We start from the raw sequence: 16,014 nt of genomic DNA on the forward strand, positions 1-16,014 counted from the left end.
TTAAAACAAAAGGACATGTAATGAAAGCTTTTTCTCTGGTGTTAACCAGTTTAGCGATGGCCATTTCGAGCATGGCTCACGGCGTCGAGATTGATGCTAAGCACATTGAGCGTATTGGCCCGGTGACACAAGCCTCTGCTACGACGTTATCTAAAAGCGCTCAAGCTGATGCCTTGCGTGCCAATGTAGTGGCAAAGCTCAGTCAGGCAAATAAGGCCAGTAAGGTTAGGGTATTTAATCAAGCGCTTTCCTGGCAAGCCGCCACATCGAAAGTAGAAGGAGAGGGCTGGTTAGCTTATCGTTTACCTGTTTCTACACAGCGCTTTACGCAAGGTACATTAACCGTTAAAGGCCTTGAAAACCCTCAAGTGTACCTTAATGGTCAGTTAGTGAAATCAGCAGACAAGGTCGAGCTTGAATTCGCTAACGGTGATTATCAACTCATGTTGCTTGCCGATGGCTTACAAAAAGATGTGCCTTTTAGCCTGGATTGGCAAGGTAAAAGCGATGTTGATGAGCTCGATTTTAGCGCGCAACAAACACAACGCGTATCGGCAGAGCAGCTTTTTGACTCAAAAGTGATTAGCAATTTAACCTTATCGCCAAATGGTAAATATCTACTGCAATCAACGATTGAATACCAGGCGGCCCAGGGCGATAAACCTATTCAAGTAACAGAGCTGCGCAAATTGCCAAACAACAGCGTGCTGTATCGCTGGCAGGAGAGTCGTCCTAGTAGCGCCGTATGGTCTGATGATTCAAAACAACTTGCGTTTGCGGCTAACAAGCAAATTCAATTATTCAATGTCGCTGATTTAACTATCGATATTGCCGCCACTGAGCTTGATAATGTGTCTGGCTTACAGTGGTTTGGCGACAGTTTACTGTTTAGTTGGGAAAAGCCGTTTAAAGCAGATGACAAAGCCACTTCAAAGCGCTTTCAAGCATTAGAAGATCGCTGGAGTTATTGGCGTAACAACAGTCAGCTTTATCAATTAGATGTGGCCTCGGGGTTTATTCGCCAACTTACCGACAGTAAAATCACCAGTTCGCTGTTAGACAGTAATGCCGATAACGGCAGCGTGTTGCTCACTCGCTCACCTGTTGATTACAAAGCACCAGCTCATGGTATCACTCAGCTTATCGAACTTAAGGTAGCGGATTTAAGCGAAACCATGATTGGTGAATATCGCAGCTTCAGTGGCGCATTATACGCAGATGATGGCATGTACATCACGGCTGGTCCGCGCTTTATGAATGGCGTTGGCATGCAAGATCCTAATATTGAAGTTAATGACTATGACGGTCAGTTATATTGGCGTGATGCAAAGGGCAATGTTAGCGCATTAAGCAAAGACTTTGACCCCGCTATTGGCAGTATGACCAAGCTTGAAAATGATGATTTATTGGTCTCGGTTACCGAAGGCGATCGCTCACCGCTTTATTGGTTTGATAAGCGTAAAAGCCGTTTTAGTCTTATCGACACCGGTGTTGATATGGTTGATGGTTTCAGTGTGGCCACCAAGCAATCGACACCGACCTTAGTGGTTGCAGGCACCTCGGCCACAGCGCCGCAAAAAGCTTACAGCATGTCGCTTAATTCAAGCCGTAAACAAGTGTTATTTGACAGCCAAAAGCAAAGCTATGCTGATACGCGTTTAGGGAAAATCGAAGACTTTGATTTTACCAACAAGCATGGCCACAACATTGATGGTCGCGTGTATCTTCCTGCCGATTTTGATGCCAATAAAAAGTACCCTGCATTGGTGTACTACTATGGCGGAACGTCACCGGTTGGACGTCACTTTACCGGTCGCTGGCCATTTAACTTGTGGGCCGCGCAAGGGTATGTGGTGTATGTGTTGCAACCTAATGGCGCCACCGGTTACGGCCAGGCCTTTAGCGGACGCCATGTTAATGCATGGGGCAAGTACAGTGCAGATGACATTATTGAAGGCACTAAAGCATTCTTGAATGCCCATAGTTATGTTGATGCGAAACGCGTCGGCAACATGGGCGCATCGTATGGCGGCTTTATGACTATGTATTTGGCCACACAAACCGATATTTTTGCCGCGTCGATGTCACATGCTGGGATCAGTAATTTGTCATCGTATTGGGGACATGGCTGGTGGGGTTATGGGTATTCTGGTGTGGCGAGTCGCGGCAGTTTTCCGTGGAATAACCCTGAGCTTTATGTTGAACAAAGCCCGCTTTATCATGCCGATAAAATCACTACCCCGTTATTACTCATTCACGGCAATGCTGATACCAACGTGCCGGTGGGCGAAAGCCATTACATGTACACCGCACTTAAGTTGTTAGGTAAAGAGGTGGAGCTGGTGGAGTTTAATGATCAGGACCATCACATCAACACCCGTCAGGCGCGCTTTGATTGGTGGAACACCACCATGGCCTGGTTTGATATGAAACTCAAAGATGAACCGCAATGGTGGAACAGCCTTTATCCTGAAACTGCAGAGCAGTAATTGGATTGAGTAGATAGATTAAAAAGCCCCAATATTTTGGGGCTTTTTAATGTCAGTAAAATGAATTTTAGAGAAGATAAAAAGCTAACTGCAGCTTGCTGTAAGCCATACACCCAGTCATATTTAAGGATGAACCCGATTTCTGCCTAATGTTTTAGCTTGATACAAACATTTATCGGCATTGTTGATCAATTCATCGATAGTTTGATCTTCAGCAAGTTGTGCGATGCCAATACTGATGGTGATGCGGATCTGGTGTTTAACAAAGTGGATTGTGAATTGTTCAACGCTGCTACGGATTTTCTCAGCGATGATGCTTGCTTGCTCAGAGGAGGTTTGTGGCAGAATAATCAAAAACTCTTCGCCGCCCCAGCGTGCGACACAATCTTGTTGTCGAACTTGCTCTTTAAAGAGGGCTGATAATTCAGTCAGCACCATGTCCCCGCCATTATGACCGTATTTATCGTTGACCAGTTTAAAGTGGTCTAAATCGCACAATAAGACTGAAAGCGGTTCATTATTACGCTGCAACCTTGATTTCTCTTGCTCTAGGATAGCCGCGGCATTGCGCCTGTTGGCCAATTTTGTGAGAGGGTCGCGCATGGCGAGCTCTTGGTATTGCCTGCTGAGCTCAAGTGCATTTTTGTATGATTGCATTCTGGAGTATTCATACAGGGCTGATAAAAATGACATGGTTAAAAACGAGATAATCAGTCTGAGCGCAAATTCATTGCTGTACTGCGCATGAGTAACCCATTGCTGGGGTAAAAACATAATAATGCTAACGATACTGAGGAAGATAGTTAAGTTAATTAAGCCGTGACGTAAACCCAACACGTAAACCGATACCGGCGCGACAATGAAAATCCACAATGGGCCTGTTTGGGAAACGCCACCACTAAACACCAAATAAAACATCAATAAATACAGCGAATAAATAACCAGTGTGGCACCAATGCTGAGGTCAAACCTTTTGACAGAAAAGAAGGCGAGCAGGTAGGTGATACTGGCAATAAACAACACGATTGTGAGGGTGGTGTTTTCACCCAATAAGCTTATTAATCCCATCAATAACGTGATTGACATTCCAACCAATGAAAACAACGAAATAACCCGAGCTTGTTGCAGCTCTGCAGTACTGTTTCGGTGTTTTTTGATGAGTGCTAGCAATGCTTAATCCTTTCTGTTATTGAACCGCTTGGCATTAATATCATATGGGGCTGTCACTCTTGTGGCATCAAATAAGCCATTAAACAGGATGTCAAAACAATATCATTTAACAAGTATATTCAGGTTGCCATAAAACGATCGTTTATCCAATAATATTTGCATAAAAACGAAATACTGAGTGGCGTAGCAATGAATGGTAAGGCGGATAAATGTGAGGGAAATAAGCGAAAAAATCTATGATGTAAGATGAAGCAGATTGCAAGTGATGAGATTATCTCAGCATCAGGTTTACTTGTTCTCTTGATATGTGACGAAGCATAAGACACGTAAAGCGTATTCGGGTTACTGAAGCCTAATAACGGATCGTGTAATAGGCTGGTCAGCGGTTTTATTGGTTTATCAGGACTGTTAAACTCCGCATCAACGTTAGCCACGATAATCTTATTATCACGTATAACACTTCTGCTGGGCTCCATGTCTCTCAACCTCTAATGCCTTTTAAACTGAAGGTTAAGGTTTATCCCAATAGGGAGTATCCCCGAAGTAATCGGCAAAGTAGTCGATAAAGGCTCTGACTTTAGGCGCAAGTAGGCGTGAGCTTGGGTATACCGCCCAAATTGACGTTTGGCTGGCTAACGGGTAGTCGGTCAAAATAGGCACTAAATCACCTCGGCGTAAATGCTGATAAGTACACCAGGTTGAGCTAATGGCAATTCCCACGCCATCAGCGCAGGCATCTCTGACGACTTCGCCACTGTCGGTGCGGACTCGACCTTTGGTTTTTATGCTTTTTGTGCCACCGTTTACTTTAAACGTCCACTGCTCTAATCCCATTAGGGCAATGCACTGATGATTGACTAAGTCGTCTGGGGTCTTTGGCTGGCCGTATTGTTTAAGGTAGTCGGGAGAAGCACATACAATTCGGTTGTCGCTGGCTAATCTGCGCGCTATTAAGCTGGAGTCTTTAAGCTCTGCATTGCGGATTGCGATATCAAACCCGCCTTCTACCATATCAACAATCGAATCAGAAAAGCGTAAGTCGAGATCAATACCAGGGTACGCGGCTAAAAAGGGCTTTAACGCCGGCGTGAGATGCATGCGGCCAAATGATGTTGGTGCAGTGACACGCAAATTACCTGTAGGCGCAGAATTACCCACGCCCACTGCTGAGCGGGCAGCATCAATACTGGCTAATACATCTTCTGCGTGAGGTAAAAAAGACATGCCGGCTTCTGTGAGTGCAATTTTACGGGTAGTGCGGTGCATTAAACGCACGCCGAGATGCTCTTCAAGTTTATTAATATAAGTGCTGGCAACCGCGGGTGACAATCCAAGCTCTTGGCCTGCAGCGCTAATGTTATGGGTTGAAGCCACTCTAATAAATAATTTTAAGTGTTCGATATTCAAGGTTAATCAACAATTATCAACAAAATCTATAAACTACTTCTATTTTATCCCCTATTATCAATTTGTAAATGATTCCATATACTTTGCTTCATTCACTAAGCACTCACAGCGCTTTGTCTTGTGACAGGGCATTAATAAAGTCATGGAGTAATATATGTTTGAAAATATCGGTTGGATTGTAGAGGCTAAAATTGCAGACGGTAAACGTGATGAATTTGAAGCCGTTATGAATGAGATTGTTGCTGCAACTCGCAAAGAGGGCGGCACCTTAAACTATCAATACTTTGTGTCTGACGATGGTGACGTTTTAGTATATGAGCGTTTTGGTTCAATTGAATCGGCTCATATCCACATTACTAACTGGGACAATTATGCTGAACGTTGGGTTGCTGCCGCTCCAGCAACACGTATGGTACATTTAGGTGACTTACCAGAAGAGCTTCGAGTTCGTCATGCTGCATTAGCGCCTAAAATGTTGAAGCCTTTTGGAGGTTTTGCAAGATAGTGACTTTGTTTTTACGTTATCAACATTGTGAGGTACAGCATGGCTTATTATTCAGTGTTAGAGGTCACCCCCACCGATCCTAATTGGGGCGCAGCATATGTTGCCGAATCTGGACCGATTTTGGCTAAATACGGTGGAAAATATTTAGCGCGTACCTCACAACATGAGCGTTTAGAAGGCCAAGGTGATAATGCCGCGTTACGAATTATTATTGAGTGGCCTTCAAAAGAAGCAGCGTTAGGCTTTATGCAAGATCCTGGGTATGTGCCGCATTTAAACGCACGAACTCAGGGCTCTGTGAGTCATCATTTTTTAATCGCCGGCGTTGATGACGTAGCAGGGTAAATGCTCAGACTACATATCTGAGCGACATTGCTGAATTAACTTAATCAGCTTTTACACACTGCCAATATTAATGACAGCGTATCGTGTACTTAACGTTAAGCCAAATGTGCTATGAGATTATTGAATGATAATACTCGCCATACTTGTCTTGAGATAACGGTTTAAACACACCTCTACACTTAATATGTCGAATGATTATTCTGGTTGTAATGGCAAGTGTATTACAGGATAAATGTCTCGTGAGATGGGCATCTTAAAACCTTAAAGTGCGCTTTCTGTCATTGAGACCAGAAAGCGTGAACGTTATATACTGAGATCGCGTAGGTTGTAATCTTTAATGTCTTTTTTAGCGTGTTGATCCCAGGTGTATTGCACACCTTTATCGATAAATGGTTGATATTGATAAGGGGTTTCGTCGGGGTATTTTTGCTGACGCGCATCAATAGCGTAACCAATCACTTTAGAGCGTTCATCGATAAGTGCTTCTGTGTATTCTTGCGCTTCACTGTGCATGCCAGCCCCCATGACGCCGAGCACTGATGAGCGACGATGAAATCCGAAATTGACGGTGACACGTGGCTCAAAGCCGGTATTGGCAAATGATCCATGTAGTAGTTGTCTGTTGCAAATGACCACATCGCCTGGACCACACAGTAAAGGTACCAGCCCTTCAATACGCTCGCTTCCTGATGCTTCGATAAGATTTTTGATGTCGATTTTGCCAGTTTTATGGCTGCCAGGTAATACCCAAACGCCATTTACAGCTGTGCTGCCATACACTTGAGCCATAAAGTTAAATCCATGAATCCCGTCATCAAAATGCTGGCTGTTCCAATGAGTGTCACCGTCTTGATGCCATGACACCGCGGCGCCTACACCCGGATCTTTAATAAATAAGCATTCATGAAAAGGCGCAAAATCGGCACCATTGATGCACTCGGCCACACGTAATAATTGTGGGTGGCCGTAAATGCGTAAACACGCTTCTGAAAATTGCAGCGAGCCGAGTAATACAAATGGCGCATATTCTGGCGAATCTTTAGCGGCTGTTGGTTCAAATAGTTTTACCTGGTGACGGCCATTTGCAATAGCGGTGCCACCGAGAGGATCGCCTAACGATTTAGACCAGATTAAACTTGGCGCAATATTATCTGCACCGAGCGCAGGCTTACCGTCAGCGGTTGTTTTACCATAGGGCGCGGCTGAAAATGTGCTGCGCATTTGGGCTAAATCAGCTTTAACATCATCAAGCTCGGCTTCACTGAGTACATTTTCAAATATGTAAAACCCACATTGTTGATATTCAGCAAGGATATCTTTGGCAAGGGCGCCGTTTTCATCAAACTTAATCGGGCCGCGGTTATTCATTTTATAAGCCTGGGCTTGACCATTAAGCAGGTAGGATTTCATTTGTTCAGCGTGTTCGCCATAGTGCGCGGCACATGCGTTGATTGATTTAGTTATATCTTGGTTCATAATGAGGGCCTTGTTTTTATTTTACAGTTTTTATTCTGCAGTTTTTATTGTAAGTAAAATTTAACGCATAATAAAATCTGTGGTCAAGTTTTATTTTAGGCTCATCCCCATGACACAGATAAGTAATGCCCGTGGTAATGCCACTCGCCAAGCCAATAAAGCGTTAAGAAAAGAGAGGTTACTCTCTATCGCCAGAGAGCTTATTTCGAATAATGGTTTTGAAGCCTTTACCATCAATGAGTTGGCGTCTAAGGCGCAGTTGAGTATTCCTACTGTTCATAACTTATTGGGTAAAAAAAGCGATATTTTTGAACAGCTTGTTGTTGAGATGGTGGCTAAGGTTGAAGTCGCTTTAGCGCAGCCTAATATTCACGATCCTATTGTGGCTACCGAAGCGTTTATTGACAGTTTGTTAGATCTTTTTGCGGCCAATGAAGCCTTTTATAAAGCAGCATTTGTTGCAGGTGAACGCACTCAGTTTTTTGATCATGAATTACCTAACGGCATCTTTAATAAATCGTTAGCGATTGCTACGCAAGTATGTGTCGATGCCAAAAATAATGGTTTTTTAAAAGGTCAGGTTGACGAAGCCTGGTTGGCTAAACAGTTGTTTGGTTGCCAACGTTTGGCCAGACATGATTGGGTAAATGGCTATATTAGTTTGGCTGAATATCGAACTCAGGTATTGGTTGGTGCTTTTATCACCTTAGCAGCTGATGCGACACCGTCATTTCAAGAGCGGCTTTATGAGGTCATTAAATCACTTACAGATACACCGCTTTAGCTTTCAAGCCGTTTTTGACCTGAAAGCTCTGTTGATATGGCGATAATGAGCTCTTATCGCACTTATTCGGATTAGTGCTCATTTAACCAGGGTAGCAGCGCGTTGAATGTTTGGGTGATGGTATTGGCCGAGTCTGCCTGGTAACCGTATATACGAATACCAAAAATGACCGTCATCAGTTGTGCTGCATACGTTTTAGCCAGTTGGTCGCTATAAACGCGACTGAGGTAATCGACATAAATTTTTTCTATGCTGGCTAATTGCGCTGATGCAAATTGGTACAAGGTATTACCTTGTGAAGCCAACTCAAGTTGTGTTTTGATCAAAAAACAGCCGCAATAATCACAGGATTTTGACTGTTCTATTAAATCAGTCAATATTTGCTTGATACCTTCATTGACGTTAGAGGCATTGGCCATTTTTTGGTGAATTGAAGCAATTGAAGACGCGGCATAGCGAGCTAACGCTTCCTGAAACAGCTTCTCTTTACTTTCAAACTCATGGTAAATACTGCCCGGCTTCAATCCCGTCGCTTTGGTGATCTGTTGGACACTTGATGCGGCATAGCCTTGTTGCCAAAATAAAGTAATAACCTTATCTAATACGTCTTCGCGTTGATAATGTTTCTTCGCCATAGCGCTTATTCCTCAATCCTACTGCATAGTTAAAATAGCCTGATTGAATGAGTTATCCATAAGGCTTGTTTAGAATAATAACACCACTTGAATGATTGTTCAAAAAAGCTTGCTTATCTTAGCAATAATCGTTATTTTGAATGTATATTCAAGTTAGAAGTGAGCGTAACAATGTCTTTATCTACCCAACTCGATCAACAACGCGAAGCCAGTGCCGTCAAAATCCCTCCTGAGTTAATGGCGATTATGTCGGATGCGACACAAAAACTGCAATTATCAGGTGTAATTGAAAAAGCGCCGAAAATCGGTGATGTATTAACGCATTTTGAGTTACCTAATCAATTAGGCCAAATTCGTAATTTGGGGGATTTGCTCGCCAATGGGCCATTAGTGGTTACGTTTTATCGTGGTGGTTGGTGTCCTTATTGTAATTTAGCGTTACGTGCATATCAGCAGCATTTGGACACGTTTGCACAGCTGGGGGCCACATTTGTCGCGATAACCCCTGAATTACCCGATATTTCATTATCGACAACTGAAAAAAATGAACTTAAATTTGAAGTCTTGTCTGATATCAATGCCGATTATGCGCGAGCACTTGGGGTTGTATTTTCATTACCCGATGAAATCCGTGCTTTGTACGCTAAATTTGGTGTGGAAGTTGAAAAACATAATGGTTCTGGCCAATTTGATTTCCCATTAGCGGCGACGTTTGTGGTAACGAAAGACGGCATCATTGCCGATGCATTTGTGAATGCTGATTATACTTATCGCATGGACCCACAAGACATTATTGCAACGTTGAAGACACTATAAGGTTTATATTCATGTCGATTAAATGGGTATTGGTATCAATGTTTACCGCATTGACGCTATTGAGTAGTACAACATTTGCAGCTGATTATTCTGTTTTTCGTGAGCTCGATAAACAACACCCTCCAGGTAATGTAGCTGTGTCTGCAACAGGTCGTGTTTTTATGAGTAATCATCACTTTTACGGTGTGGATGCGCGAATTGTAGAGCTTAAGCAAGACGGTACGATAATGGATTATCCAAGTCGTGAATTTAATCAAAAACTTAACCCTGTGCTCGGCGTTGTGATTGATGAACAGGGTATTTTATGGATGCTTGAAACGGCTACTGGTCATGACAGAGCAGGGCATTTAATCGGTTGGGACACGTTAAATAACCAACTGTATAAAACCATTGAGTTAACGGCCGCAGTATTGCCGGTCAATTCATTTTTGAATGACTTAGCGGTCGACCGCGATCATGAAGCGGTTTACATCAGCGATCCTGCTGGTGGCGATAACGCCGGTTTACTGGTGGTTAATTTAACCACTGGTCAGGCCCGCAGAGTCTTAGACAGCAGCATTTATACTCGTCCAGAAGATATTGATGCCGTGATTGATGGCAAAACATTATCGATTGGCGGTCAGCCTATTCGTATTGGTATCGATTCGATTACGTTAGACATTAACAATGAGTGGGTTTATTTTGGCGCGTTGAGCGGTGAGAAGCTATATCGAGTTCACACTCAATATTTATTAGACGCTAAAATTTCGGCCAATATGTTGCGCAGCAAAGTCGAATTTTATGCCAATAAGCCTATCAGTGATGGTATCACCATAGACAATAGCGGCAACATTTATGTGACTGACATGACCCACAATGCAGTGGGCTATATTGATACGGATCGCCAATACCATATTTTGCATCAAGACGCCGATAAGTTCAGTTGGGCAGATGGTTTTGCTACCACGGCAGATGGCAAAATTCTGGTTGCGGTGAATAAGTTACACTTATCGCCAGCGGTGAATAACCAACAAGATATGAGCGATGGGCGTTATTACATTATCCAATTTGACGCCCTGGCCGAGACAACCGTAGGCCGATAATGGTGAACAGATAACAAAAAAAGGCTACCTCGAGGTAGCCTTTTTTGTGCGAGCGATATTGCATGACTTTTCAATACAAAAAGCTCAACGTTGTTGATGCTTGTGTAGATTTTGGATGATGTGTTTGATGTCAATAAAGATGACTGGCTGCACGATTTTACGGACTTAAATTTGATTGCCGCACTCTATTTCAATTTCTTTTTTTTACGATTAAGGGTTTCAGCTACAGTTGTAACTCACCTTTGTGCAGTACGATTAACAATATACCTTTGAGTAATCCCAAGTGCAGTGTCACCAACGTAGTCATTGTAGCGCAACGGCCTTTAATTTGTGAAAATAGTATGTTTTTCAATGTGTAGCTTGTAAAAAAGAAGGTTATCGTCCACAGTTAAACTTCCTTAACTTGAAACGCATAAACATGACCAGATTTGCTAATTATAAAAACGCGCTTAAATTGGGTATCGGAGTCTTCGCTGTTGGCATAGTCATGAGTGTGGGCGCGATGTTAAGTGTTAAAAATCAAAACAATAACATCATTGTTAATGAACTTAAGGCCGTCACAGAGCAGGTCGCCAATAATATTACTGATCGTATCCAGCTGTATCAGTACGGCTTACGCAGTGCGCGAGGTATTATTTTTACCGTAGGTGAGAAGGGTATTAATCGAGAAGCGTTTCAGAAATACAGTTTGACGCGTGATATCGATGAGGAGTTTCCTGGCGCAAGAGGGTTTGGTTTTATTCGGCGCGTGAGTGTTGCTGAAGAAACCAATTTTATTACCGCAGCGCAATTAGATGATTGGCCCACCTTCGGTGTTAGGCAGCTTAGTGATCATAATGGTGAGCGCTATATCATTCAATATATTGAGCCTATAGCGCGTAACTTTTCCGCTGTCGGATTAGATATCGCCTCTGAAGCCAATCGTAAAAAAGCGGCTTTAGATGCGATGTTAACTGGAGAGGTAAGATTAACCGGGCCTATAACATTAGTACAGGCTTCGGGGAGTCCGTTACAGGCATTTTTAATTTTAATGCCGATTTATCGTGCTGGTGGAACCCCTGTCACACCAGCGTTAAGGGAGCAGCAAGCTTTTGGCTGGAGTTATGCACCACTGGTGGCCAATGAAGTGTTTGACGATTTATCGTTATCGCGAGTAAACACTAAGTTATTGGTCAAAGACATTACCGATACTGCCAATATGGTGAGCTTTTATGAAAACCATATCGACGACTCAAGCCCGTTAACTGAGCATATTGTTACCGTCGAACGTGAAGTTTTTGGTCGTCATTGGCAAATATCATTAGTTGCTTACCCTAACTTTGTCAGTAGATTGCATTTAACCTCGCCGAATATTGCATTTATTTATGGCTTTATTTTGAGTTTATTGTTGGCGTCTTTTGTTGCCTTTTATAGTTATGCCTTAGGCAGAAGGCAACTGGTCTTAGCCGATAATGAACGACGCGCCAACATTTTAGAGCACTCACAAGATGCCATCATTAGTTACGATTGCGACGGTCTTGTCACTGGGTGGAATCAAGGTGCGGAGCTTACTTTTGGCTACACCAATCCTGAGGTTGTTGGGTATAAAGAGCATGGTTTTATTGTTGCCGACGAAGGGCAAAGCCAGGAAAACGCACTTTTTGAACAAGTGCTAAAGGGTAAACCACTATTAAACTTTATTGGCTATCATAAGCGCAAAGATAACGAATTGCTTTCAACCACAATGACCTCATTAGCCATTTACAATGAGTCCGGTGTGATTACTGGGGTGAGTCAAACCATTCGAGATATTACTGCGCAACAAAACGCAGAAAAACAAATTTTAAGTTTGAATGCCGAACTTGAATTGAAAGTCACTCAGCGTACACAAGCTTTGCAGCAAGCGCTTTCTGAAAATAAAACCTTACTCGATAATATTAACCAACAGCTCTTATATTCTGAAACAGATAAAAATGGCGTGATATTAGCGGTTAACGACAACTTTTGTATTGCTTCTGGCTATACGCGTGCGCAAATGGTAGGCCAAAAGCATTCTATTTTAAAATCAAATCACCATGATGATGCATTTTGGAAAGACATGTGGGAAACCATTATTAATGGGGATAGCTGGCACGGTGAAGTGTGTAACCATGATAAGCAAGGTGATGCGAAATGGTTTGATACCGTCATTACTCCCATTATGGATAGTCATGGTGAGTTAGAACGCTGTATTGCTCTGCGAATTGATATTACCGAGCGTAAGCATACTCAACTTGAAAACCTTAAACTGACCTCATTATTGACCAATGTGCTTGCTGCGGCCTCTGAAATTGCCATTATTTCAACTGATAGTGAGGGGCTGATTACCATATTCAACCGCGGAGCTGAATTATTGCTGGGCTATAGTGCGAGTGAAATTGTCGGCAAAATGAGTCCGGCAATAATGCATGTGCCTGCCGAAGTTAGGGCGCGCGGTAAAGAATTAACCGAGGAATTTGGCGAAGAGATCAGTGCATTTGATGTCTTTGTGTATAAGCCCAGAAACTTTGGTCCCGAAACGCGTATTTGGACCTATGTCCGCAAAGATTACACTCAATGCCAGGTGTCGTTATCTGTTACCGCAATGCGTGATGAGTCTGGAGAGCTTGTTGGTTATCTTGGGGTTGCTGTTAATATCGATACCATGTTGAAACAGCAGGAAGCGTTAGTGTCGGCCAGTAATCAATTAGTCAAAGCCGCCGAAGTTGCAGAGCTGGGTATATGGGACTTTGATTTATTAACGGATGAATTGCAATGGAACGATCGTATGTTTGTGATGTACGACTACCCAATTGAGATAAAAGAAGAAGGCCTTAATTATCGACATTGGCAACAGCGCATTCACCCTGATGATCTTTATATGGCAGAACAAGCACTGCAACAGGCCATTGAGAGCCATTCAACTTATCAACCGACCTTTAGAATTATCAATCGTGCAGAACAGGTGCGCTATATCCATGCTGGCGCGCAAATCAGTTACGATAAAATGGGTAAAGCGGTCCGTGTCGTGGGGATTAACCGCGATATCACAGAGCAGCGTGAATTAGAACATACATTGCGTTTGGCTAAACAGGCTGCCGATGTTGCTAGCGCCGCTAAGTCGGCATTCTTAGCCAATATGAGTCATGAAATTCGCACCCCGATGAATGCGGTATTGGGCATGCTCCAGTTAGTACAACATTCTGATATGACCCGGCAACAACTTGATTATGTGACCAAAGCAGAAATAGCGGCTAAATCCTTGTTGGGGTTACTCAATGATATCTTGGATTTCTCAAAAATTGATGCGGGTAAGCTTGAACTTGATCTTCATCCATTTCAAATGGAAACCTTGATGCGTGAACTTGCGGTGATGTTAGCGACCAATGTTCACAGTAAAAGTATAGAAGTGATTTTCGACCTTGATCCAAAGCTTCCTTACCTTATCGAAGGTGATGAGCAGCGCTTAAGGCAAGTTTTACTCAATCTTGCTGGTAATGCGATTAAGTTTACCTCACAGGGGCATGTGATTGTTGGGGTGCATTGTCATCAGCTTAACCAGGATGAAGTGAAACTGACCATTTCAGTATCAGACAGCGGCATCGGGATCAGCAAAGAACAGGCTGATAAAATATTCCAAGGTTTTGTGCAAGCGGAGTCCTCTACCTCAAGGCGATTTGGTGGCACTGGGTTAGGGCTTGCTATCACCAAACGTTTAGTGGAGTTAATGGGGGGCGAATTAACCTTAACCAGTGAGTTAGGTCACGGCAGTCGTTTTGGCTTTGATTTGTCTTTTACTGTTGTCGAGATGAAAAATACTTATTTGGATATTGATTTACAAGGTAAAAATATTCTTATTGTTGATGACAGCAAAATGAGTCGTAAAATTTTATCAAAAACACTTATGGCTCATGGCGCTTATGTTAACGAAGCAAGCAACAGTAAGCAGGCTATTAATCTTATTGAACAAAGTTTACATGCCACCAACCACTATGACGTGATTATTATGGATTGGCGCATGCCTGAAATGGATGGCCTAGAAACCGCACAGCATATTCAATTAATGTTTCCTGAAGGCGCCGCACCAGCCATTATTATGTTAACGGCTTACGGCTCTGAGGTGATGAAGCAAACTAAGCAGTATGAGCAACAACCTTTTGTGAATATGTTAACCAAACCGATTACGGCTAACTTAATGCTTGAGGCGGTACATCAGGCTATTAGCGGTGAAGAAATACCGTTAGAAACGAAAAAAGTAACCCACTTAGCCTTGCAAGGCATTAGAGTGCTGGTAGTTGAAGATAATCAATTAAATCGTCAAGTCATTGATGAACTACTTAGATTACAAGGTGCGGTTGTTACATTAGCCAAAGGCGGTGTTGAAGGTGTGGAGTGGGTGACCCAATCTAGCAACACATTTGATATTGTTATTATGGACATGCAAATGCCAGATATGGATGGTTTAGAGGCAACGCGTTTAATCCGTGCTGATGGTCGATTTAATGATTTGGTGATTTTAGCGATGACCGCCAACGCTTCATTGGCGGACAAGGCGTTATGTCTTGATGCTGGTATGAATGAACATATTGGCAAGCCGATAGACATGACGCGTTTACTGCCTTGTATGTTGGGATTGTTAGGTCAAAGTGCACCTTTATTGGGCGGTGTAAATGATATAAATGCATTAATTGAGTCACCTGATGAACCCACAGGCGACGATGATGTGATTATTGAAGACCCTGAGTCGATATTAAGGCGCTTTGGTGGTGAGTTAGCATTTTTTATCGATGTAAAACATCACTTTGCGGTAGAAATGTCAGAACAACTCTCAGCATTAACCCAGGCGTTTACACAACAAGACACCGATAAAATAAGCATAATTGCTCATACCATTAAAGGTACCGCCAGTAATATTGGTGCAAAGCGTTTAGCCGCTTTTGCTGCATTGCTTGAACAGAACATAAAACATAATGTTAAAATAGATGCGAATGTTTATTTGAGTCAGATCCAAGGGCAAATTAACGACAGTTTACATGTGCTCGACACTTTATTTCCTGATGAAACGGTGGCGCTAACAGCAAATGAGCTGGATAAAACGCAATTATTGCCGATAACCAGTATATCGTCAGTCAAAATGGATAAGTTAATGGCTTTATTAGTTGAGCAAAATTTAGATGCTATTAGCTATCTCGAGCAATTATCAGATAATATAGCGACAGATAAAGAGTGGTTAAGATTAAAGTCTCAGGTCAGTCAGCTCGAGTTTTTGGATGCTATCGATACCCTAACATCGATAATTAAGGAGTGA

Annotated in this window: 11 protein-coding genes; 7 read left to right on the forward strand and 4 right to left on the reverse strand. The window is 42.7% G+C overall.

What is annotated here, in order from left to right; translation table 11 throughout:
* Nucleotides 1-20 precede the first annotated feature (20 nt).
* Nucleotides 21-2,489 carry an alpha/beta hydrolase family protein gene (locus tag AC19MV_RS12935; protein WP_498308054.1) on the forward strand — a complete coding sequence of 823 codons (2,469 nt, stop codon included), beginning with the start codon at nucleotides 21-23 and terminating at the stop codon, nucleotides 2,487-2,489.
* Between the two features lie 123 nt (nucleotides 2,490-2,612).
* On the opposite strand, the gene AC19MV_RS12940 is transcribed toward AC19MV_RS12935, so the two are convergent.
* Together AC19MV_RS12940 and AC19MV_RS12945 are read right to left on the reverse strand one after the other, a co-directional pair.
* Complete coding sequence (locus tag AC19MV_RS12940; RefSeq protein ID WP_498308056.1) at nucleotides 2,613-3,659, reverse strand: GGDEF domain-containing protein; 1,047 nt, start codon at nucleotides 3,657-3,659, stop codon at nucleotides 2,613-2,615.
* Nucleotides 3,660-4,169: 510 nt separating this feature from the next.
* Nucleotides 4,170-5,066: a LysR family transcriptional regulator gene (locus AC19MV_RS12945; RefSeq protein WP_498308058.1), complete on the reverse strand. Its 897-nt coding sequence runs from the start codon at nucleotides 5,064-5,066 to the stop codon at nucleotides 4,170-4,172.
* A gap of 154 nt (nucleotides 5,067-5,220) precedes the next feature.
* Here AC19MV_RS12945 and AC19MV_RS12950 point away from each other — a divergent pair, with 154 nt between their 5' ends.
* Both AC19MV_RS12950 and AC19MV_RS12955 read left to right on the forward strand, forming a co-directional pair.
* On the forward strand, nucleotides 5,221-5,571 hold the full coding sequence (locus AC19MV_RS12950) for a putative quinol monooxygenase (protein WP_498308060.1): 351 nt from the start codon (nucleotides 5,221-5,223) through the stop codon (nucleotides 5,569-5,571).
* Nucleotides 5,572-5,610: 39 nt separating this feature from the next.
* Nucleotides 5,611-5,916: a DUF1330 domain-containing protein gene (locus AC19MV_RS12955; protein WP_498308062.1), complete on the forward strand. Its 306-nt coding sequence runs from the start codon at nucleotides 5,611-5,613 to the stop codon at nucleotides 5,914-5,916.
* A gap of 303 nt (nucleotides 5,917-6,219) precedes the next feature.
* Here the strand turns inward: AC19MV_RS12955 and AC19MV_RS12960 are convergent, their stop codons facing one another.
* Entirely contained in the window at nucleotides 6,220-7,392 is a 1,173-nt protein-coding gene (locus tag AC19MV_RS12960) for a phytanoyl-CoA dioxygenase family protein (protein WP_432401567.1), read from the reverse strand.
* A 109-nt stretch (nucleotides 7,393-7,501) separates the two neighbouring features.
* Here AC19MV_RS12960 and AC19MV_RS12965 point away from each other — a divergent pair, with 109 nt between their 5' ends.
* The gene (locus AC19MV_RS12965; protein WP_498308064.1) at nucleotides 7,502-8,176 is read left to right on the forward strand and encodes a TetR/AcrR family transcriptional regulator; all 675 of its coding nucleotides are present in this window, start codon (nucleotides 7,502-7,504) and stop codon (nucleotides 8,174-8,176) included.
* 71 nt (nucleotides 8,177-8,247) lie between these two features.
* On the opposite strand, the gene AC19MV_RS12970 is transcribed toward AC19MV_RS12965, so the two are convergent.
* Nucleotides 8,248-8,811 carry a TetR/AcrR family transcriptional regulator gene (locus tag AC19MV_RS12970; RefSeq protein ID WP_498308066.1) on the reverse strand — a complete coding sequence of 188 codons (564 nt, stop codon included), beginning with the start codon at nucleotides 8,809-8,811 and terminating at the stop codon, nucleotides 8,248-8,250.
* Nucleotides 8,812-8,982: 171 nt separating this feature from the next.
* On the opposite strand from AC19MV_RS12970, the gene AC19MV_RS12975 reads away from it, so the two are divergent.
* From AC19MV_RS12975 to AC19MV_RS12985, 3 genes are all read left to right on the forward strand, one after another.
* Nucleotides 8,983-9,627 carry a peroxiredoxin-like family protein gene (locus AC19MV_RS12975; RefSeq protein WP_432401573.1) on the forward strand — a complete coding sequence of 215 codons (645 nt, stop codon included), beginning with the start codon at nucleotides 8,983-8,985 and terminating at the stop codon, nucleotides 9,625-9,627.
* An 11-nt stretch (nucleotides 9,628-9,638) separates the two neighbouring features.
* Entirely contained in the window at nucleotides 9,639-10,709 is a 1,071-nt protein-coding gene (locus AC19MV_RS12980) for an L-dopachrome tautomerase-related protein (RefSeq protein WP_498308068.1), read from the forward strand.
* 418 nt (nucleotides 10,710-11,127) lie between these two features.
* Entirely contained in the window at nucleotides 11,128-16,014 is a 4,887-nt protein-coding gene (locus AC19MV_RS12985; RefSeq protein WP_498308070.1) for a PAS domain S-box protein, read from the forward strand.

This window comes from Shewanella sp. MF05913, from assembly GCF_059758095.1.